Source organism: Sphaerisporangium sp. NPDC051017, assembly GCF_040683095.1.
Taxonomy (GTDB): domain Bacteria; phylum Actinomycetota; class Actinomycetes; order Streptosporangiales; family Streptosporangiaceae; genus Sphaerisporangium.
The window spans coordinates 1-24444 of sequence record NZ_JBFBCI010000056.1 but is presented as its reverse complement, the minus strand read 5'-3'; the positions used below and the strand labels follow the sequence as shown (position 1 = coordinate 24444).

Genomic DNA, 24444 nt, shown 5'->3' with positions numbered 1-24444 from the left:
GGTGGTGATCTTTTGACCCGCGACACGCGACGCGTCCTGGTGACCGGCGCGGCGGGCAGGCTGGGGCGCCCGACGCTCGACCTGCTCGCCGGGCACGGGGTCCCGGTGACCGCGCTCGACCTCCACGACCCGGGTGACCTCCCCGCCGACCGAGTGGTCACCGGCGAGGCCGGCGACTCCGAGACCGTCAGGGCCGCCATGGACGGCGTGGACACCGTGATCCACCTGGCCGCCATCCCGGCCCCGACCCTCGGCACGCCGGAGGAGGTGTTCCTGGGCAACACCCGGGCCACCTTCGCCGTCTTCCAGGAGGCCGCCAGGGCCGGTGTGCGGCGGGTCGTGTTCGCCAGCAGCCTCTCGGTCCTCGGCCTGCCGTTCTCGCCGCGCGCGCTGCACCCCGCCTACGTGCCGATCGACGAGGCGCTGCCCCTGCAGGTGGAGGACCCGTACGCGCTGTCCAAGCAGACCGACGAGGCCATCGCCGTCATGATGGCCCGCCGCCACGGCGTCGACTCGGTGGCCATGCGCTTCCCGCTGCTCGGCGGCCCCGGCGACAAGCTGCCCGACCGCGCGGCCATGTACGCGCGGGACCCCGCCGAGGGGGCCCGCGAGCTGTGGTCCTACCTGGACCTCAGGGACGCCGCCCGGGCCAACCGGCTCGCGGCGACGCGCCCGCTGACCGGCGCGAACGTGGTCCTCCTCGCCGCGCCGACCACGCTGTGCGCGCTGCCCACCGAGGAACTGCTCGACCGCTACCACCCGGAGGCCGAACGGCGGGCGCCGCTGCCCGGGCGCGCCGTCCCCATCGACCTGAGCGCCGCCGCCCGGCTGCTGGGCTTCCAGGCCGAGCACCTGTACCCCGTCGAGGCCCACACCGGTGAGGTGACACCATGATCGCCCGTGAGGACGCGGCCCCGGCGCCGCGCGAGGCCGTCGTGATGCCGCAGACCCAGGCTCCCTGGCCGGCCCGCGACCGCCTGCGGATCACCGGCGTGCGGGCGATCGTCACCGCGCCCGAGGGCGTCCCGCTGGTCGTGGTCCGCGTCGACACCGGCGACCCCGGGCTGTACGGCCTCGGCTGCGCCACCTTCACCCAGCGTTTCCACTCCGTCGTCACCACCGTCGAGCGGCACGTCGCCCCGATGCTGATCGGCCGCCACCCGGCCGACATCGAGGACATCACCCGCATGGTGCACCTCACGTCCTACTGGCGGGGCGGCCCGGTGCTCAACAGCGCGCTGTCCGGCGTCGACCAGGCGTTGTGGGACATCGCGGGCAAACGCGCGGGCATGCCGGTCTACGAACTGCTCGGCGGGCGGGTGCGCGCGGCGGCGGCGCTGTACCTGCACGCGGGCGGCGCGACTCTCTCCGAGACCCTAGGCCAGGCCCGCGAGATCATCGCCGCCGGGTTCCGGCACGTGCGCGTCCAGGTCGGGCAGCCGGGACTCGGCAGCTACGGCGCGCCGGGCAGGGGCGGCGCCTACCCCGGCCACCCCAACCCCGACGGATGGGACGTGCTGCACTACCTGCGCACCACGCCGGACGTCCTGGCCACGGCCCGGGCCGAGCTGGGCGACGAGATCGAACTGCTGCACGACGTCCACCACCGGCTCACCGTCAAGCAGGCCATCGGCATGGCCCGCGCCCTGGAGCCCGCCCGGCTGTTCTTCCTGGAGGACCCGATCCCGCTGGAGCTGTACGACCGGCTCCCCGAGCTGCGGGAGGCGGCCCCCATGCCGATCGCCGTGGGGGAGCAGGTCGCCTCGGTCCCCGACGCGGCCCGGCTGGTCACCGGCGGCGGCGTGGACATCCTGCGATGCCACGTCTCGGCCGTCGGCGGGCTCACCCCCGCCCGCAAGCTCGTGGCGCTGTGCGAGCTCACCGGGGTCGGCACGGCCTGGCACGCGCCCGCCGACGTCTCGCCGGTCGGCGCGGCGGCCAACGTGGCGCTGGACGTCACCTCGCCCGCGTTCGCGATCCAGGAGGGGCACGTCTACAACGACGCCACCCTGGAGGTCTTCCCCGGCACGCTCGTCCCGCGCGGCGGTCATCTGTACCCCAACGACGCGCCGGGCTGGGGCATCGACCTGGACGAGACCGCCGCGGCCGCCTTCCCGCCGTCCACCCACCTGTTCGAGCGGTGGGCCGCCGGCGTGCGGCGCCCGGACGGAGGCATCGAGGCCCCCTGACGGTGTGCCGGGCTCGTCCGGAGATCACGAGGTGCATGCGCATGAGCTGCATAAACACCCCGATCGGCGCACATGGCGGCACTCACGTCTCCTGTCCTAGCTGCGAAAACTTAGGTTTCCGCTGATCGGGACACGGTTGACATCTGAGCTGAGGTCGGTAGTTTGCTGGACAGTCCAGCACGGGACTACCGGTTGGCCGTCTTCAGACATCGTCGGATTCTGCGTCATGACGGAGCACGACTCCGTCTGCTCAGCCAGGCGCAGCGCTGGCGTTCCGTCGAGTCGGGGCACCCCAGCCGGGTGGGGGGTTGGACCCGGGAGGGGCCTGGACACCCAGTAGACAACGGAACTCCGCGCTCGCCGCCGACGGGACGGATCCGGTCCGAAGGGTCGTCCGGGCCCTCTTCCCGTCCCGTGCCGCAACGCAGCGTGGTTCCTGGGCGTGACCCGTGCCCAGGGATCACCATGCGCGATCCTCCGCCGCGCCGCCCCTGCGGTTGGAGCGGTGCCCGCCGGGCGATAGCGTTCGGGGGTCACCGAAGGATCCGCGAGAAAAGACACCGCACCTGTGGCCCAGCGAACGGTGCAGCAGCACGAACGGACGCCGGCCGTCGCCGGCGGCCCGCCGCCCCCGCGCGTCCTGGCGCGGATCGCCGCCTCCCTCGCCGGGGGAGTCCTCCTTTACCTCGCCTTTCCGCCGATCGGGCTGTGGTTCCTCGCCCCGATCGGCATCGCGTCCCTCACGCTGGCGGTGCGCGGCCTCCCCGCGCGCCGGGCCGCGTGGGTCGGCTACCTCGGCGCCGTCGCGTTCCTGCTGCCCACGCTGGCGTGGGTGCGGCCGATCGGCGACGACGCGTGGCTGGCGCTGGTGGCGATCGAGAGCCTGTTCTGGGGGGCTCTGGCCGCCGGCGCGGCCCTGGTCACGCGGCTGCGCGGCTGGCCGCTGTGGGTCGCCGCCCTGTGGATCGCCCAGGAATGGCTGCGCGGCCGGTTCCCCGTCGGCGGGTTCCCCTGGGCACGCGTCGCGTTCAGCCAGGGCGACACGCCCTTCACCCCGTACGCGGCCCTGGGCGGCGCCCCGCTGGTGACCTTCGCGGTCGTACTGTGCGGCACGCTGCTCGCGGCCCTGCTCACCGCCCTTGCCCCGCGCCTGCCCGCCCTCGCGCGGCGCGCGCGCCCGGCCGGGGGGACGCCGCCCTGGCCGGTCGCCTGCCTGCCGGCGGGCGTGGTCGCGCTGCCCTTGGTGGGGTCCGCGGTGGGGTACGCGCTCCCGTGGCAGCAGGGCGCGCCATCCGGCACCGTGCGCGTCGGCGTGATCCAGGGCGACGTGCCGGGCCGGGGCATGGGCTTCCTCGGCGACCAGCCCGCCGTCGTCCTGCGCAACCACGCGGACGAGACCCACGAGCTGGCCCGGGCCGTGCGCGAGGGCAGGATCGCCAGGCCGGACATCGTGATCTGGCCGGAGAATTCCACCGACATCGACCCCTACCGCGACGCCTACGCCCGCGAGGTGATCGACGCGGCCGTGCGCGACATCGGGGTCCCGGTGCTGGTCGGCGCGGTGGTGCGCCACCCCGACGGCGAGCACCGCATGACCCGGGGCATCGTCTGGGATCCGGCGAGCGGCCCCGGGGCGTTCTACGACAAGCGCAGGCTCGTCCCGTTCGGAGAGTTCGTCCCCTTCAAGGATCTGCTGTCCAAGTTCATCGCGCGCGTCAACCTCGTGGGCCTGCAGTCGCTGGCCGGCACCCGCGACGGCGACCTGAAGATGGGCCCGGTGACGGTGGGCGCGGTGGAGTGCTACGAGGTCGCCTTCGATGACACCGTCCGCTCGACCGTGCTCACAGGGGCCACGCCGATCGTCGTGCAGACCAACAACGCGACCTACGCCCTGACCAACCTGCCGCCGCAGCAGCTCGCCATGTCACAGCTCCGCGCCGTCGAGCACGCCCGCCCGGTGGTCATCGCCGCCACGACCGGCATATCCGCCTACATCGACCCGGCGGGCCGGGTGCGCTGGCGCACCGCCGAGCGCGTCAAGGACATGGCCGTGATCACCGTGCCGCTCCAGACCGGCCGCACGCTCGCCACGCGGGTGGGCGCGCTGCCGGAATGGGTACTGTCGCTCATCGGGGCCGGCGCCGTGGCCCTCGCCCTCGCGCGGCGGCGCGCCCCGGGCGCGGAAGGCGGCCAGAGCACGCGAGGCCCACAGGACCCGGAGGAACCGGAAGAAGAGGACAGGTGATGGAGGAGCGCGCCCTCGGACGGGTACTCGTCATCGTCCCCACCTACAACGAGCGCGAGAACCTTCCGGTGATCGCGGCGCGGCTGCGGGCCGCCGTGCCGGACGTCCACCTCCTGGTCGCCGACGACAACAGCCCCGACGGCACGGGCGACGTCGCCGACGAGCTGGCCGCCGCCGACGATCATGTCCACGTCCTGCACCGCCCCGGCAAGCAGGGGCTCGGCGCCGCCTACATCGCCGGGTTCCGGTGGGGGCTGGCCGAGGGCTACGACGTCATGGTCGAGATGGACGCCGACGGCTCCCACCGGCCCGAGGAGCTCCCCAAGCTGCTGGAGGCCCTGGCGGGCGGCGCCGACCTGGTGATCGGGTCGCGCTGGGTGCCCGGCGGCGAGACGGTCAACTGGCCGGTCGGCCGAGAGTTGCTGTCCCGGGGCGCCAACACCTACGCCCGCCTGATGCTCGGCGTGCCCGTGCGCGACACCACGGCGGGCTTCCGGGCCTACCGCGCCTCGGCGCTGGAGAAGATCGGGCTCGACGACGTGCGGTCGGAGGGCTACTGCTTCCAGGTGGACCTGACCCTGCGCACCGTGCGGGGCGGCTTACGCGTGGCCGAGGTGCCGATCACCTTCGTCGAGCGGACGGCCGGGGCGAGCAAGATGAGCCGCGCGATCGTCGCCGAGGCGTTGTGGCGGGTCACCGTGTGGGGCGTCTCCGGCCTGCCGGGCCGTGTCCGCGGGACGCGCTGACCCCGCGCTGACCCCGCGCTGACCCCGCGCAGACCCGGCACCGACCCCGCCCGGCCCTCGCCGGTGCGGGCCCGTCCGGGCGGCGCGGGGAACCATCCCGGCCGTTTCGGGCGTTGTACGTCCCGAGGTGCACGAGGTGCCCCGAGATGATGGTGGAGCCATGCTGCGTGTCGCGTTGTTCATCGCGTTCCTGGTCGTGCCGGTTCTGGAGATCTGGGCGCTCATCCAGATCGGCGAGGTCATCGGCGGCTGGCAGACGGTCGGCCTGCTGATCCTCGACAGCATTCTCGGGGCGTGGCTGGTGCGGCGGGAGGGCCGCCGCGCGTGGCGGGCGCTGAACCAGGCCCTGCAGTCCGGCCGCATGCCCGACCGCGAGCTCGCCGACGGCGCGCTGTTGGTCACGGGCGGCGCGCTGCTGCTCGCCCCGGGCTTCCTGACCGACGTCGCCGGGTTCGCCCTCGTCCTGCCGTTCACCCGCCCGGCGGCGCGCCGGGCGCTGGCCTGGTTCCTGGGGCGGCGGGTGCGGGCGATGGCGGCGAGGTCGCCGTACGGCGCGGTGTTCGGGGGCGGGGGATTCGGGGGCCCGGCGCCCGACGGGGCCGCGCACGGCTCGTCCCGGGTCGTCCGCGGGCATGTCGTGGAGGAGGGCGCGGACGGCCGGACATGAGCATGGGCGGGCTGGAGAGCCTTGAGTACGGCCGGGAAGGAAAGGCCGGACATGACGAACGGCGCCCCCGGTCACCCGTGCGGGTGAACCGGAGACGCCGTGCCGGCCGATGCCGAGCCTGATTCGAGAGGTCAGGCGCTCTTGCGCCGCTGTGCCCGGAGGATCGCCAGGCGCTCGTTGAGCACCTCTTCGAGGTCTTCGATCGTTCGGCGCTCCAGCAGCATGTCCCAGTGGGTGCGCGGCGGCTTGGCCTTCTTTTGCTGGGGCTGCTCGGCGTCGACTCTCAGGGCCGTGGCGCCGCAGTTGCGGCACTCCCAGGTCGCCGGGATCTCCGCCTCGGCGGCAAGGGGAACGTCGAAGTGATGGCCCTTCGGGCAGGTGTAAGGCACCTCCTGACGCGGGGCCAGATCGGTGTTGCGGTCGTTCTCGTAGCTGGTGGCTCCGAGCCGGGTTCCGCGAAGTGCACGCTCGCCCATATTTCAATGCCTCCTGAGGGCCCCGTTCTGAGGGGTGGGTCTCCACGGCTTACAACGCTTGATACCGTGGATGGATTCCCACCCTGGGGGTGATCCAATCGCGCTTTCCGTATGCCGCAAAGGTGATCTTTCGGCATCTCCCGACGGCGGCGCCCCCAGGCGGGCCGGCGCTAGAGGTGTGCGGGCGCCTCGTTGCCCGCCTCGCGCACGGCCCTCGGCAGGTTGACGGCCACCAGCAGCGCGAATCCCAGCACGAAGAAGATCATCAGCGACAGGATCGCCACGCGGTAGCTGTCGGTGATCTGCAGGGCCACCGTCAGCGTGAGCGATCCGAGCAGGGCCGACCCCTTGTCGCTCACCTCGAACAGGCTGAAGTACTCCGCCTCCCGGCCCGGGGGGATCACCAGCGAGTACAGCGACCGCGACAGCGCCTGCGTCCCGCCGAGGACGATCGCGATCAGGAAGGCGATGGCGTAGAACTGCACGGCCGCGCCCTTCTCCAGGAAGTACGCGACGCCGACGACGCCCGTCCACACCACCAGGCTGGCCAGCACCGTGCGCTTGGTGCCGAACCGCGAGCCGAGCCATCCGAGCAGCAGGGCCCCGCCGAACGCCACGAACTGCACCATCAGGATCGCGGTGATCTGCACGTCCTTGCCCAGATCGAGCTCCTGGTCGGCGTAGGTCGCCGAGAACGAGATCACCGTCTGCACGCCGTCGTTGTAGATCAGGTAGGCGAGCAGGAAGTGCAGCGTGCGCGGGTAGTGGCGCAGCCCGGCGATGGTGCGGCCGAGCTGGCGGAAGCTGCCGCCGACGGCCTGGGCCACCGTGGCGTCGTGGCCCTCCACCGGGCGGTTGCGCAGGCGCAGCATCGGGATCACCGTGAACAGGGCCCACCACAGGCCCGCCGAGGCCAGGCTGATGCGCACGGCGAGGCCCTCCTCGATGCCGCTGCGCTGGTACAGGTACAGGTTCACGGCCAGCAGCAGGAACCCGCCGAGGTACCCGAACCCCCAGCCGCGAGAGGACACGGCGTCGCGCTCGTCGGCTCCGGCGATCTGCGGCAGGAACGAGTTGTAGACGACCATGGCCGCGCCGAACGCCACGTTGGCCGTCACGAACAGCGCCCCGCCGAGCACGTAGGCGTCGCCCGCGACGAAGTAGAAGCAGAGCGTTGCCGCCGCGCCGAGGTAGGCGAACAGGCCCAGGAGTTCCTTCTTGCGGCCCGTGTGGTCGGCCAGCGCCCCGGCGATCGGCATGACGATGATCTGCAGGACCACCGAGATGGTCACGATCGCCGAGAAGTACGCCTTGGCGCGCATGTCGAAGCCGAGGAAGGCGACGAAGCCGTTCTCGCCACCCGCAGCCTTCTCGGCCAGCGCGGTGAGGTACGGGCCGAGGAAGACCGTGATCACCGTGGTCTGGAACCCCGAGTTGGCGAAGTCGTACCAGTACCAGCCCCACTGCTCGCGCTTGCGCGCCTTCGGGGTGTCCTCGGCGACGATGGACGTGGTCATCGGGGGTCTCCTGGCCTCGAAACGGGGGTGAGGGGGGCCGGTGGAAGGCGTCAGGCCCGCGCGGCGGGCCGCCGGGGGTGCCACTGGCCCCGGGCGCCGAGGACGTCCCTCAGGCCCGAGATGTTGTCGGTCATGATGCCGTCCACCCCGAGGTCCAGCAGGCTCTCCATCTGGCCGGGCTCGTCGACCGTCCACACGTGCACCTGCATGCCGAGCGCGTGGGCGGTGCGCACCAGGGCGCGCGTCGTCACCCGCATGCCGCGAAAGCCCACCGGCACCTGCGCGCACGGGACGCCGAGCCGGGCCAGCCCGCCGAGCAGGCGGCCGTACCCCGAGCCCATGGCCGCGGCGCGCAGCCGGGCGACCCCGCGCGGGCCGAGCGCCGAGCAGACCGGGCGGCCCACCGCCATGCGCGCCCTGGCCAGGCGCATGTCCGAGAACGACGTCAGGCACACCCGGTCGTAGGCGTCGGTGCGGCGGATCGCCTCGGCGAGCGGGCCGATCGCCGGGGCCTCCTTGACGTCGACGTTGACCCGCACGTCGGGCCAGGTGCCGAGCACGTCCTCCAGCAGGGGGATCTCCTCGACGCCGCCGATGCGCGCCCGGCGCACCTCGCGGTAGGGCAGCGCGGCCAGGCGGCCGTGGCGGTCGGTCACGCGGTCCAGTGTGTGGTCGTGGAAGGCGAGCAGCACGCCGTCGGACGTGGCGTGGGCGTCGGTCTCCAGGTAGGTGTACCCCAGCTCGACGGCCCGGGAGAACGCGGCCATGGTGTTCTCGCGGCCCTCGGCGGCCCCGCCGCGGTGGGCGAAGGCGAGCGGGCCCGGGTGGTCCAAGAACGGGAAGCGGCGCTGCACGACCAGGAGTATCCCCTGTGTAAGGCTGTGAGGTCAGCGTACCGAATGAACATTTGGGTTACGAACGGACACGAAACGTGCGGGGCGGGAGGCTCAGCCGGTGGACGGGGCCCCGGCGGCGGCCCATTCCTGGCGGCGGGCCTCGGCGAGCACGATGGCCCCGGCGACGCCGACGTTGAAGGAGCCCACCCGGCCGACCTGCGGGATGTAGACGACCTCGTCGACGGCCGCGAGCACGGCGGGGGAGCAGCCGTGGTCCTCGCTGCCGAGCACCAGGCACACGTCCCGGTCCAGGCGGGCCTGGTGCAGGGGCACGGCGTCCTCGGTCAGCTCGACGGCGATCAGGGTGTAGCCGTCGTCCTTGGCGGCCCGCACGGCCTCCAGGGCGGGGACGGCCTCGTGCCAGGAGACCAGCCTGTCGGTGCCGAGCGCGGTCTTCTGCACCTTGGGGTTGGTGGGCGGGGTGGCGTTGCCGGCCAGCCACAGCTCGTCGGCGCCGAATGCCGCGGCGGTGCGGAACAGCGAGCCGACGTTGTACGGGCCCGTCACCGACTCCAGGATCAGCGAGAGCCGGTTCGCGGTGCCGCGCCGGTAGGAGCGGTTGAGCCGCTTGACGTCGGTGGGGCGCAACTGCCTGCGGGTGCCTGCGCTCATCGGGCGTTCATCGCTCCTCGTCGGTCGCGGTGTCGGTGGTGGTGTCGGTGGTGGCGCCGGTCGCGGGGCCGGTGGCCGCGTCGCGGGGGCTCGGCCGGGCGTCGACCTTGAGCACGCGGTAGGCCGACCGGGACGCCACCCGCGTGACCGGGTGGCCCTGGTCGCCGAGCCAGCGCTGCAGAGAGTCGGAGCCCAGGTGCTTTTGCACGACCAGGTAGGCCGAGCCGCCGGGGATCAGCCGGTCGAGCCAGCGGGTCAGCATGGCGTGCAGGGCGGGCTTGCCGATGCGGATCGCCGGGTTGGACCAGATGGCCGAGAACCGCACCTGCGGCGGCACCTCGTCCACGTGCACCGACCTTACTTTGTCAAGGCCGGCGGCCCGGGCGTTGCGCGCGCACAGCTCCACCGAGCGCCGGTTGACGTCCACCGCCCACACGGTCGCCTCCGGGGCGCGCGAGGCCATGGTCAGCGCGATCGGCCCGTACCCGCAGCCGAGGTCGAGCAGGTCGCCGCGGGCGGGCGGTGGCGGGACCGTCTCCAGCAGCACGCGCGTGCCCGGGTCGAGACGGCCGGGGGAGAAGACGCCGCTGTCGGTGGCCAGGCGCAGGTGCAGGTCGGGCAGGACGACCTCGACCGTGCCCGGCCGGGCGGCCGCGCCGGGCCGCTCCTCGAAGTAATGTGCCCCCGTGGACTTGGACGTCACGTGCAGAGACGTTACCAACCGCGGGGGCCTGGTCGATCCCGCGGCGCCCGCGGGCCCGCGCGCCGGTCAGGGCAGGCGCGTCCCGAGCAGCATCGCGGCCCCGGCGACGAGCAGGCCGGCGAACACGCCCGCGATGGTGAAGTACTGGCCGATCTCCTTGTTGACCACCCGGTAGCCCAGCGAGGTGCCGATCTGGCTGTAGACGTCCCGCAGCTCGTCCCCGGACTCGGCGCTGTAGGCGCGCCCGCTGGTGCCGTCGGCCAGGGACTGCAGGGTGGCCTTGTTCACCGGCACCTGCACGTCGCGGCCGTCGATGGCGACCGTGCCGTCCGGGGTGCCGTAGGCGATGGTGGAGACGGGCACATGGGCCGTCACGGCGGCCTGGACGGCCTCGTTGACCGACCGGCCGGAGGTGTTGTCGCCGTCGGACAGCAGCACGATCGCCGCGGGCGGCGGGTCGGTGACGGCGCGCTGGTCGAAGGAGCGGACCGAGTCCAGCGAGTTGAACACCGCCTCGCCGATGGCCGTGCCGGGGCGCGTGGTGAGGTTGCCGATCCCGGTGATCACCGCCTGGTGGTCGGTCGTGGGCGAGATGACGACCACGGCAGAGCGGGCGAAGGACACCAGGCCCACGTTGAACCGCTCGGGCAGGTCTTTGACGAACTGCTGCGCCGCCTGCTTGGCGGCCACCAGGCGGGTGGGGGTGACGTCGGCGGCCTCCATGGACAGGGAGATGTCGACGGCGACGATGATCGTCGCGCGGTCCCTGGGCACGCGCGTGGCGTCCGCCGGGCGGGCCGCGCCCAGCACCAGCAGGCTCATCATCACCAGGAACAGCGCGGCGGGCACGTGGCGGCGCCAGCCGGGCCGCTCGGGGGCGACCAGGCTCAGCAGGGCGAGGTTGGTGAACCGGACGGCGTACCGGCGCCGGGCGAGCTGTGTGAGCACGTACGCCCCCGCCATGAGGGCCACCGCCGCGAACAGCCACAGCCAGCCGGGAGACAGAAAGATCACGCGCCTGCCCTCCTGACGGCGTGCCGCCCGGCCAGGTGCGCGGTGCGGCGGTATCTCAGGACGTACTGGACGATGTCGTACACCCAGTCGCGGTCGGTGCGCAGCACCAGGTGACCGGCCCCGCAGCGGCGCAGCGCGCGCCGGGTGGCCTCGCGGTGGGCGTGGGCGGCCTCGGCGTAGGCGCGGCGGACCTTCGCGGTGAGGTGGACGTCGCGCGTCCGCCCGGTCTCGGGGTCGGTGAGCACGACCAGGCCGACGTCGGGGAGCTCGAGCTCGCGGGGGTCGATGACCTCCACGGCGAGCACCTGGTGGCGGGCGGCGAGCCGGCGCAGGGGCCGCTCCCACGGGCGCTCGGTGGCGACGTCGCCGCCCTCGCCGAGCTCCAGGAAGTCCGACACGACCACGCGCAGGCCCCGTTTGCGGTGCGCCCGGCCGAGCCCCTCCACGGCCTCGGCCAGCGTCGTCGCGGGAAGGGGGGACGGCGTGCCGCGCGGGGCGTCCATCAGTGTCTGGAGCAGGGCGTACATCGCGGCGCGGCCGGTGCGCGCCGGCAGGCGGTGGACGTGCCCGTCGTGCAGGACGTGCGCGCCGAACCGGTCGCCGACCCGGCTGCTGAGGAAGCCCAGCGCCCCGACCGCGGCGACGACCAGGTCGCGTTTCTCCATCGCGGCGGTGCCGAAGTCCATGCTGGGCGACATGTCGGCCAGGGCCCAGGTCTCCAGCTCCCGGTCGGCCACCAGGTCGCGGACGTGCGGGACCGTCGTGCGGGCGGTGACCGCCCAGTCCATGCGCCGCACGTCGTCCTCCCCCGGGACGTACACGCGGCTGTCGCCGAGCTCGCTGCCCGCGCCCGGCAGCAGGCCCTGGTGCTGGCCGTGCAGCAGGCCGTCCAGGCGGCGCACGACGGTCAGCTCCAGGCGCCGCAGGGCGTGCTCGGGGTCGCGTCCCGATTCCCCGGGCGGCCGGGCGTCCTCGGATGCCTGCGGGGCCGTCACCGCTGGGCCTGGTTCCAGACGACGAGCGGGGGCGGCACGGCCGAGAGGATCTGCCGGACGACGGACTCGGGGTCGACGCCGTCGGCCAGGGCGTCGAAGGTGAGCATCAGGCGGTGCCCCATGACGTCCGCGGCGACGTCGCGCACGTCGTCGGGCAGCAGGTAGTCGCGCCCGCGCAGCAGGGCCAGCGCGCGCCCGGCGGCGACCAGGCCGAGGGTGGCGCGGGGGCTGACGCCGACCTCGATCGCCTCGGCCAGCTCGCGCAGCCCGTACTCGGCGGGGGCGCGCGTCGCCATGACCAGGCGGACGACGTAGTCGGCGACGAGCTGGTGGACCGACACCTGGTCGGCCAGCTTCTGCAGGGACATCAGCCGCGACGGGTCGAGCACCCGGCCGGGCAGCGGCGGGGAGACGCTCATGCGGTGGAGGATCTCCAGCTCCTCGGTCGCGGTCGGGTGCGGGACCCGCACCCGGAACAGGAACCGGTCGCGCTGGACCTCCGGCAGCGGGTAGACGCCCTCGGATTCGACGGGGTTCTGGGTGGCGAGCACGATGAACGGCCGGGGCAGCGGGTGGGTGCGCCCGGCCAGCGTGACCTGCCGCTCGGCCATGACCTCCAGCAGCGCCGACTGCACCTTGGCCGGGGCCCGGTTGACCTCGTCGGCCAGCAGGAAGTTGACGAACACCGGGCCGAGCTCGACGTCGAAGCTCTCGCTGGAAGGGTGGTACACCCGGGTGCCGACGATGTCGCTCGGCACCAGGTCGGGTGTGAACTGGATGCGGGCGAAGGTGCCGCCGACCACCGTGGCCAGGGTCGAGGCCGCGAGGGTCTTGGCGACGCCGGGCACGCCCTCCAGAAGGCAGTGACCGCGGGCCAGCAGCGCCACCAGCAGCCTCTCGATCATGTGCTCCTGGCCGACGATCACGCGCCGGACCTCCGCGATGGACTGCTGGAGCAGACGGAGGTCCGCGTCGGCGCCGTCGTCCGGCCCGGATCCGTCACTGCGTTCTTCCGCAACGGTCATGCGGCCATTCCATCAAACACGGCCCAAAGGTGCACGGCACCGTCACGGTGAGCCGGGTGTCTTGGTGTGCTTTCATGTCAACCGTGGCCACTCCGCTGCAGTACGGTGACCCGCCCCGGCTGGGGGCGTACGTCGTGCAGGCGCGGCTGCAGGCCCTGCCCACCGGGTTCGTCTACCTCGGGCAGGACTCCGACGGCCGCGTGGCGTCGATCGCGCTGCTGACCCGCGGCGCCGCGCTGGACGCCGCGGCGCGCGAGCGGTTCCTCATGGCGGTACGCCAGGCCTCGCCCGCGCGGGGCGGCGTGCGCGGCTGGCTGGGCCGTGCCCGCGGCCGGGGGTCCGCGGGCGCGCCCCGGGTGATCGCGATGGACGGCGGCGCCGCGCCGTGGGTGGCCGTGCCTTACGTCCCCGGCGGCCCGGGCGCGGCGTGGTTCCTGGAGTCGGTGCTGGTCACCGGCACGCTGATCGGCGAGACGCACGGGCCCGACTTCGTGCCGTACTGGCTGGGCGATCGCGCGCCGGCGCTGCCGGTGCCGCCGCCGCCCGCGCCGCCGCCGACCGAGACCCGGCGGGCGGTGGTGGTCGCGCTGTCGGCGCTGGTCGCGCTGCTGACGCTGAGCGGGGCCATCGTCTGGCTGATGCTCGGCCGCCAGGACGAGACCATGCCGCCCTCCCGGCCGTTGCCGAACACCTACTTCCAGCCCACGCCGCCGCCGGTGCCCTCGCCGAACGACACCCTCAAGCCGTGGCCCTCCCCGTCCCCGGGCGATTCCGGCACGACGCCCCCGGAGCCCGGCGAGCCACAGCAGGACATCTGACCGCACCCCGCCCCTACCGGCGGGCCGCGCGGGCGTCGCGCACGGCCGGGGCTGCCAGGGCCACGAACACGGCGAGGACCGCCGGGATCGCCAGGGCGCGCGGCAGCCCGATCGCCTCGGAGGCGCCGCCGATCAGCACGGGCCCGGTGAGCAGGCCCGCGTACCCGAGGCCGGCCACCCGGGCGAGCGCACGTCCCGCCCGCGCGGGGTCGCGGTTGCCCGCGGCCGAGAACACCTGGGGCACGATGCAGGAGAGACCGGCGCCGAAGCAGCCGAACCCGATGATCCCGGCCACGGGATGGCCCACGAGCAGCGCCGCCGCGAAGCCGGTGCCGGCGAGCAGCCCGCAGGAGCGCACCAGCGCGACCGGGCCGAACCGCGCCGCGAGCCGGTCCCCGGCCAGCCGCCCGGCGGTCATCATGATCGAGAAGGTCGCGTAGGCCGCGGCGGCGAGGCCCGCGGAGCTGCCGAGGTCCTCGCGCAGGTAGACCGAGCCCCAGTCGGCGGAGGCGCCCTCGCCGACCATGCAGCAGAACGCGAGCAGGCCGAGGAACAGCACGCTCAGCGCTCCGCTGCCGGCCCGTGCCTTCCCGGCCGTCCCCGGCGTTCCGGACGGGCCGGGCGCGGCGGCGGGCGGGGTCTCGGCGGCCGTGGCGGTCTCCGGCGATTCCGCGGGTCCGGGTGGCGCGACGGGGCCAGGCGGCGCGTCCTGATCGGCCTCGGCGGCGCGCACGGCGGGCATGGCGCGCAGGATCGGGCGGGACCAGATGGCGGCCAGGACCGCGAGCAGGGCGGCGGTGGCGGCGAACGTCGGCCACGGTCCCACGCCCGCGTGGGCGAACAGGCCGCCGATCGCCGCGCCCGTGAACCCGCCGACGCTGAAGACGGCGTGGAAGGAGGACATCAGCGGCCGTCTCCAGGCCCGCTCGACCTCGACGGCGACCGCGTTCATCGCGATGTCGACCATGCCGTGCACGACGCCGAACAAGGCGAGCGAGGCCGCCAGGCCGATCAGATTCGGCATGAGGGCCGGCGGCAGCAGCACGGCCGCCTGGGCGAAGGCGAGCGGCACCATCACGTTCGCGCCGCCGTGGCGGTCGACGAGCCGTCCGATGACCTGCATGCCGGCGAGCGCGCCGGCGGCGACGGCCAGCAGGGCCAGGCTGAGCTGCCCGTCCCCGAGCGCGAGCCGTTCCTTGATGGCGGGGATGCGCGCGGTCCACACGCCGAGGGCGACGCCTGGGATCGCGAATGTGACGTACACGGCCAGGCGGGCGCGGCGCAGCGCGGCGTCGGCGTCGGACCGGGCGCCGGTGAGGGTTCGTGTCACGGCGTTCACGCGGCGACGCGGACGGTCACGCCGGCGGCGGTGAGGGCGTCGTGCTGGTCGCGGGGGATCCCGGAGTCGGTGACGAGCACGTCGAGGCGGGAGGCGGGGCAGACGGCGGCGAACGCGGTCTGGCGGAACTTGGTGGAGTCGGCGACGGCGATGACGCGCCGCGCGGAGCCGATCGCGGCCTGCTTGACCGCGACCTCGGCGAGGTCGTGGGCGGTCATCCCGTGCTCGGCGGACAGGCCGCAGCAGCCGATGACCGCGGTGTCGAAGCGCAGCCCGCCGATGGTGCCGACCGTGAGCGGCCCGGTGACGTTCAGCTCGCCGCGGCGGACCTCGCCGCCGGGCAGCACCAGCCGCACGCGGGGGGCGTCCGCGAGGGCCTGGATCGACTGCAGCGACAGCGGGAGCACGGTGACCCTGCGGTCGTGGAGGGCGCGGGCGACCTCCAGGGCCGTGCTGCCCCCGTCCAGCACGACCGCCTCGCCGTCGGCGATCAGCGCGGCCACCTCGGCGGCGATGCGGCGCTTGGCGTCGATCGACTCGCGCTCGCGCACGCCGAAGGGGGGCTCCTCGCCGCGCAGCAGCAGGCTCTGCGCCCCGCCGCGAACCCGCCGGGCGACCCCCTGCTGGGCCAGTTCGTCGAGGTCCCGCCGGATGGTCATCTCCGACACGCCGTGCTCGGCGGCGAGCTCGGCGACGGACACGCTGTCCGAGGTCATGAGGGTTTCCATGATGGCACGCAAACGATCCATGCGTTCATATGAACATCCGTCATGTGAGGTTGGCAAATCGTGGAGACTGTGGCCTATGCGCGCGAGCCGGCTGCTGTCCCTGCTGCTGCTTCTCCAGACGCGCGGCCGGATGACCGCCGCCGAGATCTCCCAGGAGCTGGAGGTGTCGATCCGCACGGTCTACCGGGACGTGGAGGCGCTGTCGTCGGCCGGCGTCCCCGTCTACGCCGACCGTGGGCCCGCCGGCGGCTACCGGTTGCTGGACGGGTACCGCACCCGGCTCAACGGGCTCAGCGCCGAGGAGGCGTCCTCGCTCTTCCTGGCGGGGCTGCCCGGGCCCGCCGCCGAGCTGGGCCTGGCGGACGTGGCGGCCGCCGCCGAGCTCAAGCTGCTGGCCGCGCTGCCGCCCGAGCCGCGCTCGCACGCCTCCCGCATGCGCGAGCGGTTCCTGCTCGACGTCCCCGGGTGGTACCGCGACGCCGACGACGTCCCGCTGCTGGGCCTGGTCGCCGACGCCGTCTGGGAGGGTCGCGAGATCCGCATGCTGTACCGCCGCTGGGGTCCCGCCGAGGTCACCCGGCAGGTCCGGCCGTACGGGCTGGTGCTGAAGGGCGGGTCCTGGTACATGATCGCCGCCCCGCAAGACGCCGGGCCGCGCACCTACCGGGTCTCGCGCATCATCTCCGCCGAGGCCCTGTCCGCCCGTTTCACCCGCCCCGAGGGCTTCGACCTGGCGGAGTTCTGGCAGGACTACTCCGAGGACTTCCGTGAGCGCATGTACCCGTACGAGGCCACCGTGCGCCTCGCCCCCGGCGCCGAGGAGATGCTGCGCCTCACGGCGGGCACGCGTCCCGTCGAGGCGGCCCTGGCGACGGCCGGGCCGCCGGGAGAGGACGGCTGGAGGGTGCTGCGGCTGCCGATCGAGTCGGTCCGGCACGCCTGCTGGCTGCTGCTGCGCATGGGCGCGAGCCTGGAGGTGCTCGGCCCGCCCGAGCTGCGCGAGCTCATGGTCTCGGCGATCCGGGAGATGGCCGCCCTGTACGCGGCGGGCTCACCGCGCGAGCCCGAGCCGCTGGACCACGGCCGCTGAGGCCGCCCGGCCCCGGCGCGCCGCCGTCGCGCCGGGGCCCGAGCGTGTCCGAGGTGAGACCCACGGTAGGCGCGAACCGTGCGGCTGAGGAGTGCCCGGCGGTGTCCAGAAGTGGTCGTTCACCCACAAGCCATGACAGGAGGGGCGCAGTCGTCGCCTCAGCGGGTGGGGGCGCCGCTCAGCGTCACGCGGCGGGGGTCGAACTCCGGCGCGGGGGTCATCTCGGTGGACACCACGACCACCGGGCAGCGCGCGCCCATGACGCAGGCGGCCAGCACGGGCGTCGCCGAGGCGGGCGCGCCCGGCGACGGGCTGCGGATCCCGAGGACGAGCAGGTCGGCGTCCTCGGCGTGGGCGAGCAGCACCTGGGCGGGCGGGCCGTGCGCCACGACGGGCTCGGTGGACGGCAGCACCTCCGCGACGATGCGCCGCGTCCGCTCGCGCGCCGCCTGGTACTCCTCGTCGTGGGAACGCCAGGTTCCCATCGGCGCGTACGACGCCCGGTGCTGGCCCGACCACTGCCAGGCGTGGACGGCCTCGATCACCGCGCCCCGCAGCCTGGCCTCGCCGAGGGCCCAGCGCAGCGCGGCGGTCGCGGCGGGGGAGTGGTTCACGCCCACGACGATGCGTGGCGGGGTCGTCTTCTGGCTCACGGGAACCTCCTCCCCACCGAGCATCGCCCCCGCGAAGTGACGTCCCGCCAAAGGCCCGGGAAAAACAGCATTAAATCCGACATCACCGGACACACGGTACGACTCTATCCCCCGCGACACGCCCCCGCGCGCCCGTCCGGCGCGCGGGGAGCTGTGCCTATGGCCGCGCCTCCGGCACGGCGGTTCAAGGCGCCCCGGAGGCGGCGTTCTTCCGTCGTCACGCGGAAGGGGCTCGTCCCTCACCCCTTCCTCCCTCCTCCTCCAGAACACCGCCGCGCCCTCGAACAGGCCCCGAACAGGTCAGGAGGTGATCCGGGGGAGGGCGGCGGCGGGGTAGCGCTCGCCGGCGACCGCGCCGCGCGGGGCGGCCTCCTCCAGGCCGGCCAGCTCCTGGGCGGTGAGGGCGATGTCCAGGGCGGCGACGTTCTGCTCCAGGTAGGCACGCCGCTTGGTGCCCGGGATCGGCACGACGTCCTCGCCTTGCGCCAGTACCCACGCGAGCGCGAGCTGCGCGGGCGTGACGCCCTTGGCCTCGGCGATCCGCTCGATCCGGACGACCAGCTCCCGGTTGGCGGCGAAGTTCTCGCCCTGGAAGCGGGGATTGGCCGCGCGGAAGTCCCCGGCCTGGAACTGGTCGGCGCTGGTGATCGCGCCGGTGAGGAACCCGCGGCCGAGCGGGCTGTAGGCGACCAGCCCGATGCCGAGCTCCCGGAAGGTGGCGATGATCTCGTCCTCGGGGTCGCGGGTGAACAGCGAGTACTCGTACTGCCCCGCGGTGATCGGGTGGACGGCGTGCGCGCGGCGCACCACGGCGGGCGCGGCCTCGGAGATGCCGAGGTGGCGCACCTTGCCCTGGGCGACCAGCTCGGCGAGGGCGCCCCAGGTCTCCTCGACCGGGACGGCCGGGTCGACGCGGTGCTGGTAGTACAGGTCGATGTGGTCGACGCCGAGCCGCTGGAGGGAGGCGTCGCAGGCCCGCCGCACGTAGTCGGGCCGGCCGTTGATCCCGCGCATGGAGCCGTCCGGGCCGCGCTCGACGCCGAACTTCGTGGCCAGCACGACCTCGTCCCTGCGCCCGGCGATCGCCTTCCCGACGAGCCGCTCGTTGGTGAAGGGGCCGTACATGTCGGCGGTGTCCAGGAAGGTGACGCCGAGGTCGAGGGCGCGGTGCAGGGTCGCGAGGGATTCCGCCTCGTCGCCGGCCCCGTAGAACTCGCTCATGCCCATGCAGCCGAGGCCGAGAGGGGAGACGGTGAGGCCCTGGCCGAGGGTTCTCTGCTTCATACGTGGTTCTCCTTGATGCTCTCGCTTGTGACCGAAGTCTTCGTGCTGGAGTGCGCTCCAGGTCAAATTCGTCAATGATCTACGTTGTAAAGGGCCCGGGGGAGGTCAGCCCCTTCTCTACCCCACAGAAGCGCACGACAGGCGGCGGTGGCCGGGGCGTCAGTACACCGAGAAGCCGCCGTCGACGTACAGGATCTGGCCGGTGATGTAGGCGGCCCCGTCCCCGGCGAGCAGCACCGCGGCGCCCGCGAAGTCGGACGGAAGGCCGTTGCGGCCGGTCATCGAGCGGGCGGCCAGCGCCTCCACGCGGCCGGGGACGGCCTGGGCGGGCGCGGTGAGCGGGGTGAGGACGAACCCGGGGACGACGGTGTTCACCGACACGCCGTGCCGCGACCAGGCCTCGGCCTGCGAGCGGGTCAGCCCGGCGACGGCGGCCTTGCTCACCCCGTACACGCCGCTGTCGCCGAACGCGCTGATCGACTGCTGGGAGCCGACGTTGATGATGCGGCCCCACCCGCGCGCCGCCATGCGCGGCCCGAAGTGCTGGCCGAGCACGTAGGGGGCGGTGACGTTGACCCGCATGGTGAGGTCGTGGTCGGCGGGGGTGAGCTCGGCCATGGGGCGGCGGATGTTGTTGGCGGCGACGTTGGCGAGGATGTCGATCTCGCCGAAGAAGGAGGCGGCCCGCGCGCAGACGTCCTGGACGGCGCCGGCGTCGGCGAGGTCGGCGGAGATGGAGTCGGCGCGCACGCCGTGACCGCGCAGGGTGGCGACGGCTTGGGCGAGCTCGGTGTGCCTGCGCGCGACGATGACCACGGCGGCTCCGGCGCGCCCGATCGCCTCTGCCATGGCGAGGCCGATGCCCGAGCTGCCGCCGGTGATCAGGGCGGTGCGCCCGGAGAGGGAGAAGAGCCGGTCGAGGTAGGAGCCGGCCGGGGTCGCCGGGTCGTCGGGCGCGCTCATGGAGCGGAAGGTATCACCCGGTGTCGATCAGACCGGTGGCGGCCTCCCGGAGCTTTCCCATGACGTGCTCGAGCTGGCGCAGGGTGTCGAGGTCGAGGGCGTCGAGCAGGCGGCGGTAGCCGGCGGGCCCGGCGTCGGCGAGTTCCTCGGTCATGCGGACGCCCGCGTCGGTGAGGCGGATCCGCCGGACGCGGCGGTCGTTGGGGTCCTCGTGGCGGGAGACCAGGCCCTGGGCGACGAGGCGGTCCACGATGCCGGTGACGGTGCCGAGGCCGGTGCCGAGGGCGTGGGCGAGCTCCTGGCCGGAGGCCGAGCCGCGGCCGGCGAGGATGAGGACGACCTTGAGCTGCTGCATCGTGAGGTTCAGTGTGAGCAGCGGCATGGACCTGTCGTGGGTGAAGACGCGCCTGAGGGCGTGCTGGTCCTCTTCGATGCGAGCGATGAGCTCTTCTCTCTCGTCCACGTTCACCCTCCGGCGTCGCGAGCGCAGGTTATCAGGTGTTCACAGTCCTGCTAAATATTCGTATATCGCGAAGTGTTAGGGTTGTCCAAACTTGCCGTGCCATGGTGACGCCTTTGACCTGCGTTCACCCACGCCTCGACCGATACGAGGGTCCACGTCATGGGCCCGGCCGCCACGCGGCGGCCCTGTGCGCGGCCGGGGCCGCCGGTCCCCATAGACTGAGGCAACGTGACCGTCAAGCCGCGCATCCCGAACGTCCTGGCCGCCCGCTACGCCTCGCCCGAGCTGGCCCAGGTGTGGTCTCCCGAGCACAAGGTGGTGGCCGAGCGGCGGCTGTGGCTGGCCGTCCTGCGCGCGCAGGCCGACCTGGGCGTGCCCGTGCCGCCCGGCGTGGCGGACGACTACGAGGCCGTGCTCGGGAAGGTCGACCTGGCCTCGATCGCCGAGCGCGAGCGGGTGACCCGTCACGACGTGAAGGCCCGCATCGAGGAGTTCAACGACCTGGCCGGGCACGAGCACGTGCACAAGGGCATGACCTCCCGCGACCTGACCGAGAACGTCGAGCAGCTGCAGATCCGCGACAGCCTGCTCCTCGTGCGCGACCGGTGCGTGGCGCTGCTCGCCGGGCTCGCGGACCTGGCCGCCGCCCATTCCGGCACGGTCATGGCCGGGCGCTCGCACAACGTGGCGGCGCAGGCGACGACGCTGGGCAAGCGGTTCGCCACCGCCGCCGACGAGCTGCTGGTGGCGTTCGCGCGGCTGGAGGAGCTGATCGCCCGCTACCCGCTGCGCGGCGTCAAGGGCCCCGTCGGCACCGCGCAGGACATGCTGGACCTGCTCGGCGGCGACGCGGGCAAGTTGGCGGAGCTCGAGGGCCGCGTCGCCCGCCACCTGGGCTTCTCCGCCGGGCCGACCAGCGTGGGGCAGGTGTACCCGCGCTCGCTCGACTACGAGGTGCTGACGACGCTGGTCCAGCTCGCGGCGGCGCCGTCGAGCCTGGCCAAGACCATCCGGCTGATGGCGGGGCACGAGCTGGTCACCGAGGGGTTCCGCGCGGGCCAGGTCGGCTCCAGCGCGATGCCGCACAAGATGAACACCCGCTCCTGCGAGCGCGTGAACGGCCTGACGGTGATCCTGCGCGGGTACGCCTCGATGGCGGGCGAGCTCGCCGGGGACCAGTGGAACGAAGGGGACGTCTCCTGCTCGGTGGTGCGCCGGGTGGCGCTGCCCGACGCGTTCTTCGCCTTCGACGGGCTGGTCGAGACGATGCTGACGGTCCTCTCCGAGTTCGGCGCGTTCCCCGCCGTGATCGAGGCCGAGCTGGAGCGCTACCTGCCGTTCCTGGCGACGACGAAGATGCTGATGGCGGCCGTGCGCGCCGGGGTCGGGCGGGAGACCGCGCACGAGCTGATCAAGGAGCACGCGGTGGCGGCGGCGCTGGCGATGCGCGAGACCGGCGCGGACAACACGCTGCTGGACCGGCTGGCCGCCGACGAGCGGTTCCCGCTGGACCTCCCCGCGCTGCGGGCGCTGCTGGCCGACCCGGCGCCGTTCACCGGCGCGGCGGCCGCGCAGGTCGCCGAGGTCGTGTCCCGGGTGGGCGCGGTCGTGGCGCGGCACCCGGAGGCGGCGGCCTACCGTCCGGGCGCCATTCTGTGATCCGCGAGCTGTACCGGGCGGGCGACGTCGTCTCGGCGTCCGGGGACGACCTCCCCATGGTGTGGGCGGCGCAGGGCATGGCCGCCGGGGTGCGATCTTCGTGTCCGGCGTTGCGACGGCCCCGGCCGAGCAGGGCAAGGGGCACGCGGCGGCGGTGTGCCGGTTCCTCGTCGGCGTCCTGCCGGCCGAGCAGGGGCGGGTGGCCCTGATGGTCCACTCGTGGAATCACGCGGCGATCCGCCTGTACGAACGCCTCGGCCTGCGCCACCGGCCGATGGCCGCCGCCCACGTCGCCTGATCCGGCGATCGCGCTCACGTCGCGCGCGGGCGTCGGATACGCGCCGGTCGCCGTCGCCCGGAAAACCAGGTGAACGCCGCAGATCCGCGATGCACAGTTATTCAGTGATGTCCGATTTCGCTTCTGGTTTCGTGCCCGGCCGCGAGTTGTCGCGTGCCTATTACACGGAGGTGGTCAGGCCGCTCCTCGGCGAGGTGCCCCACGGCGCCGCCCTCATCGGCCCCGGCTCGGAGGTGCTCGCCTTCGACACCGAACGTTCCGCCGACCACGACTGGGGGCCACGGGTCCTGGTCTTCGTGGAACCCTCCCTCGCCGATGGCATCGCCGCGCGGCTGCCGGAGGCGCTGCCCGAGCGGTTCCGCGGATATCCCACCATGTTCGGATCCGACCGCAACCCGGCGCGGCACGGGGTCGTCGTCACCGGCTTCGGATCCTGGGCGCGGTCCCGGCTCGGCTTCGACCCGCGCGGCGAGATCACCACCGCCGACTGGCTGGGCGTCTCGTGGCAGCGCCTGGCCGAGACGACCAGCGGCGAGGTGTTCCACGACGGCCTGGGCGAACTCGGCCGCGCCCGCGCCAACCTGCGCTGGTACCCGCCGGAACTGTGGCGGTACGTGCTGGCGTGCCAGTGGCGGCGCGTCGCCAGGATCGAGAGCTTCCCCGGCCGCTGCGGCGAGGTGGGCGACGACCTCGGCTCGGTGATCGTCACGGCCCGCCTGGTCGAGGACCTGATGCGGCTGTGCCTGCTGATGCGCCGCCGCTACCCGCCGTACGCCAAGTGGCTGGGCAGCGCGTTCGCCCGGCTGCCCGGCTCGGCGGAGCTCGGGGAGACGTTCGCGGTGGCGCTGTCCGCGCGCGGCTGGCGCGCCCGCGAGGAGCACCTGTGCCGCGCGTACGAGCGGGTGGCCGGCCTGCACAACCGGCTGGCGCTCACCGAGCCGCTCGACCCGTCTGTGCGCCCCTACTTCGACCGGCCGTTCCGCGTGATCGGCGCCGAGCGGTTCGCCGACGCGCTGCTGGCCGGCGCCGGCCCGGAGGTCGGCTCGCTGGCCCCGGTGGGGACGGTCGACCAGTTCTGCGACAGCACCGACGTCCTGTCCGACTCCACCGGCTCGCTGAGGCTCGCCCGCGCCGTCCACGCCCCGGAGTGACCCGCCGCCGGGGGGCGACGAGGGCCGGCCCGCCGCGCACGCGTGCGGGCGGCCGGAGAACGTGGACGGACGGACTACCAGCGATCGTGGACGAGCGGGCGGATCAGCTCGTCGTACACGCCGGCGACTCCGGCGTGGACGTCATCGCTCAGCGGGGGGAAGGACGCGGACGCGGCGTTGCCCTCGGCCTGGCGGTCGTGAGGACGCGGGGGCCGTCGTCGGTGATCGCCACGGTGTGCTCCACGTGCGCCGCGCGGCTGCGGTCGATGGTGCGCAGCGCCCACCCGTCGGGCCCAATAGGAATACCGGTATTGTTATCGCGGTACTATGAGGGGCATGGTGCGAATCCCGCTGACCGGCCCCGAACGCGAGCGCGGCGAACTGCTCGGCTCCCTGCTGCGGCAGGCGCGCGGCGACCGCAGCATGGCCGAGGTGGCGACCGCCGCCGGAATCTCCGCCGAGACCCTACGTAAGATCGAGACCGGGCGCATCCCCACGCCCGCCTTCTTCACCGTCTCGGCCCTGGCCGAGGCCCTCGGCATCTCCCTGGACGCGCTCGCCGCCGTCTGCGCCGACCACTCCGCCCGTCACGGCCGCCTGGCCGGCTGAGCGGGCCGCGGGCCTCGCGCGGCGCCTGGAGACAACGGCGTGGCGGCCGGGCCGCTACCGGGTTAGTCCATAGTGCTCCGGGCTTCAGGCCGGGGGTGAAGCGGACTGTCCCGCGCAGCGGGGCAGGAAAGCCGATCCACCGCCAAGGCGGATCGGCGTTACCCGGCGGAGTCGAGATGATCGTGCTGTTCGATCCGCCGGGCATGGCAGACGAGGACGGTGCGGGGTTCGCGGTGGCGTTCGGCGGTGGCCGGCTCACCGGTGAAGAAGTAGGCGCCCCAGGTGGTCGCGAGTTCTCGAACAC

At 73.7% G+C, this 24444-nt stretch carries 25 protein-coding genes; 11 read left to right on the top strand and 14 right to left on the bottom strand.

Annotation, left to right across the window (positions count from 1 at the left end; all coding sequences use genetic code 11):
- The first annotated feature begins 12 nt into the window (after positions 1-12).
- The 5 genes from AB0M95_RS32220 to AB0M95_RS32200 all read left to right on the top strand — a co-directional run bounded on the left by AB0M95_RS32220 (position 13) and on the right by AB0M95_RS32200 (position 5847).
- The gene (locus tag AB0M95_RS32220) at positions 13-894 is read left to right on the top strand and encodes an NAD(P)-dependent oxidoreductase (RefSeq protein ID WP_363772762.1); all 882 of its coding nucleotides are present in this window, start codon (positions 13-15) and stop codon (positions 892-894) included.
- On the top strand, positions 891-2189 hold the full coding sequence (locus tag AB0M95_RS32215; RefSeq protein WP_363772759.1) for an enolase C-terminal domain-like protein: 1299 nt from the start codon (positions 891-893) through the stop codon (positions 2187-2189). The genes AB0M95_RS32220 and AB0M95_RS32215 overlap by 4 nt, the downstream gene beginning before the upstream one ends.
- A gap of 568 nt (positions 2190-2757) precedes the next feature.
- Entirely contained in the window at positions 2758-4434 is a 1677-nt protein-coding gene (gene lnt / locus AB0M95_RS32210; RefSeq protein ID WP_363772756.1) for an apolipoprotein N-acyltransferase, read from the top strand.
- Positions 4434-5180, top strand: a complete 747-nt coding sequence (locus tag AB0M95_RS32205; RefSeq protein WP_363772753.1) for a polyprenol monophosphomannose synthase — start codon at positions 4434-4436, stop codon at positions 5178-5180. Before lnt ends, AB0M95_RS32205 begins: the two co-directional genes overlap by 1 nt.
- Before the next feature lie 160 nt (positions 5181-5340).
- The gene (locus AB0M95_RS32200) at positions 5341-5847 is read left to right on the top strand and encodes an FxsA family protein (protein ID WP_363772750.1); all 507 of its coding nucleotides are present in this window, start codon (positions 5341-5343) and stop codon (positions 5845-5847) included.
- Between the two features lie 131 nt (positions 5848-5978).
- Here AB0M95_RS32200 and AB0M95_RS32195 read toward each other — a convergent pair whose 3' ends face one another.
- The 8 genes from AB0M95_RS32195 to AB0M95_RS32160 all read right to left on the bottom strand — a co-directional run bounded on the left by AB0M95_RS32195 (position 5979) and on the right by AB0M95_RS32160 (position 13085).
- Positions 5979-6323, bottom strand: coding sequence for an RNA polymerase-binding protein RbpA (locus tag AB0M95_RS32195; RefSeq protein ID WP_114033704.1), 345 nt, complete (start codon positions 6321-6323; stop codon positions 5979-5981).
- 170 nt (positions 6324-6493) lie between these two features.
- Complete coding sequence (locus AB0M95_RS32190; RefSeq protein WP_363772747.1) at positions 6494-7840, bottom strand: MFS transporter; 1347 nt, start codon at positions 7838-7840, stop codon at positions 6494-6496.
- 50 nt (positions 7841-7890) lie between these two features.
- On the bottom strand, positions 7891-8694 hold the full coding sequence (locus AB0M95_RS32185) for a glycerophosphodiester phosphodiesterase (RefSeq protein ID WP_363772744.1): 804 nt from the start codon (positions 8692-8694) through the stop codon (positions 7891-7893).
- A gap of 93 nt (positions 8695-8787) precedes the next feature.
- On the bottom strand, positions 8788-9348 hold the full coding sequence (locus AB0M95_RS32180; RefSeq protein ID WP_363772741.1) for an RNA methyltransferase: 561 nt from the start codon (positions 9346-9348) through the stop codon (positions 8788-8790).
- A 7-nt stretch (positions 9349-9355) separates the two neighbouring features.
- Positions 9356-10051 carry a methyltransferase gene (locus tag AB0M95_RS32175; RefSeq protein ID WP_363772738.1) on the bottom strand — a complete coding sequence of 232 codons (696 nt, stop codon included), beginning with the start codon at positions 10049-10051 and terminating at the stop codon, positions 9356-9358.
- Positions 10052-10117: 66 nt separating this feature from the next.
- Positions 10118-11065, bottom strand: a complete 948-nt coding sequence (locus tag AB0M95_RS32170) for a VWA domain-containing protein (RefSeq protein ID WP_358521475.1) — start codon at positions 11063-11065, stop codon at positions 10118-10120.
- Positions 11062-12060 (bottom strand): DUF58 domain-containing protein, encoded by a 999-nt coding sequence (locus AB0M95_RS32165; RefSeq protein WP_358521473.1) that lies wholly within the window; start codon positions 12058-12060, stop codon positions 11062-11064. The genes AB0M95_RS32170 and AB0M95_RS32165 overlap by 4 nt, the downstream gene beginning before the upstream one ends.
- Entirely contained in the window at positions 12057-13085 is a 1029-nt protein-coding gene (locus AB0M95_RS32160; RefSeq protein ID WP_358521470.1) for a MoxR family ATPase, read from the bottom strand. The genes AB0M95_RS32165 and AB0M95_RS32160 overlap by 4 nt, the downstream gene beginning before the upstream one ends.
- A 74-nt stretch (positions 13086-13159) precedes the next feature.
- Between AB0M95_RS32160 and AB0M95_RS32155 the strand changes: the two genes are divergently transcribed.
- The gene (locus AB0M95_RS32155; protein ID WP_363772734.1) at positions 13160-13903 is read left to right on the top strand and encodes a hypothetical protein; all 744 of its coding nucleotides are present in this window, start codon (positions 13160-13162) and stop codon (positions 13901-13903) included.
- A 13-nt stretch (positions 13904-13916) separates the two neighbouring features.
- On the opposite strand, the gene AB0M95_RS32150 is transcribed toward AB0M95_RS32155, so the two are convergent.
- Positions 13917-15233 carry an MFS transporter gene (locus AB0M95_RS32150; RefSeq protein ID WP_363772731.1) on the bottom strand — a complete coding sequence of 439 codons (1317 nt, stop codon included), beginning with the start codon at positions 15231-15233 and terminating at the stop codon, positions 13917-13919.
- 5 nt (positions 15234-15238) lie between these two features.
- Positions 15239-15991: a DeoR/GlpR family DNA-binding transcription regulator gene (locus AB0M95_RS32145; RefSeq protein WP_363772728.1), complete on the bottom strand. Its 753-nt coding sequence runs from the start codon at positions 15989-15991 to the stop codon at positions 15239-15241.
- A 55-nt stretch (positions 15992-16046) separates the two neighbouring features.
- Here AB0M95_RS32145 and AB0M95_RS32140 point away from each other — a divergent pair, with 55 nt between their 5' ends.
- Positions 16047-17060, top strand: a complete 1014-nt coding sequence (locus AB0M95_RS32140) for a transcriptional regulator (protein WP_363772725.1) — start codon at positions 16047-16049, stop codon at positions 17058-17060.
- A 158-nt stretch (positions 17061-17218) separates the two neighbouring features.
- Here AB0M95_RS32140 and AB0M95_RS32135 read toward each other — a convergent pair whose 3' ends face one another.
- The 4 genes from AB0M95_RS32135 to AB0M95_RS32120 form a co-directional block, all read right to left on the bottom strand.
- Positions 17219-17713, bottom strand: coding sequence for a universal stress protein (locus AB0M95_RS32135; protein WP_363772722.1), 495 nt, complete (start codon positions 17711-17713; stop codon positions 17219-17221).
- Positions 17714-18013: 300 nt separating this feature from the next.
- Positions 18014-18997: an aldo/keto reductase gene (locus AB0M95_RS32130; protein ID WP_363772719.1), complete on the bottom strand. Its 984-nt coding sequence runs from the start codon at positions 18995-18997 to the stop codon at positions 18014-18016.
- Positions 18998-19156: 159 nt separating this feature from the next.
- Positions 19157-19960, bottom strand: a complete 804-nt coding sequence (locus AB0M95_RS32125) for an SDR family oxidoreductase (protein WP_363772716.1) — start codon at positions 19958-19960, stop codon at positions 19157-19159.
- A gap of 13 nt (positions 19961-19973) precedes the next feature.
- Positions 19974-20423, bottom strand: coding sequence for a MarR family transcriptional regulator (locus tag AB0M95_RS32120; RefSeq protein WP_363772713.1), 450 nt, complete (start codon positions 20421-20423; stop codon positions 19974-19976).
- A 228-nt stretch (positions 20424-20651) separates the two neighbouring features.
- Here AB0M95_RS32120 and purB point away from each other — a divergent pair, with 228 nt between their 5' ends.
- The 4 genes from purB to AB0M95_RS32100 all read left to right on the top strand — a co-directional run bounded on the left by purB (position 20652) and on the right by AB0M95_RS32100 (position 24140).
- Entirely contained in the window at positions 20652-22082 is a 1431-nt protein-coding gene (gene purB, locus AB0M95_RS32115) for an adenylosuccinate lyase (RefSeq protein WP_363772710.1), read from the top strand.
- A gap of 61 nt (positions 22083-22143) precedes the next feature.
- On the top strand, positions 22144-22380 hold the full coding sequence (locus AB0M95_RS32110; RefSeq protein WP_363772707.1) for a GNAT family N-acetyltransferase: 237 nt from the start codon (positions 22144-22146) through the stop codon (positions 22378-22380).
- Positions 22381-22487: 107 nt separating this feature from the next.
- On the top strand, positions 22488-23531 hold the full coding sequence (locus tag AB0M95_RS32105) for a DUF4037 domain-containing protein (RefSeq protein ID WP_363772835.1): 1044 nt from the start codon (positions 22488-22490) through the stop codon (positions 23529-23531).
- Positions 23532-23867: 336 nt separating this feature from the next.
- Positions 23868-24140, top strand: coding sequence for a helix-turn-helix transcriptional regulator (locus AB0M95_RS32100; protein ID WP_358521441.1), 273 nt, complete (start codon positions 23868-23870; stop codon positions 24138-24140).
- Positions 24141-24444 lie beyond the last annotated feature (304 nt).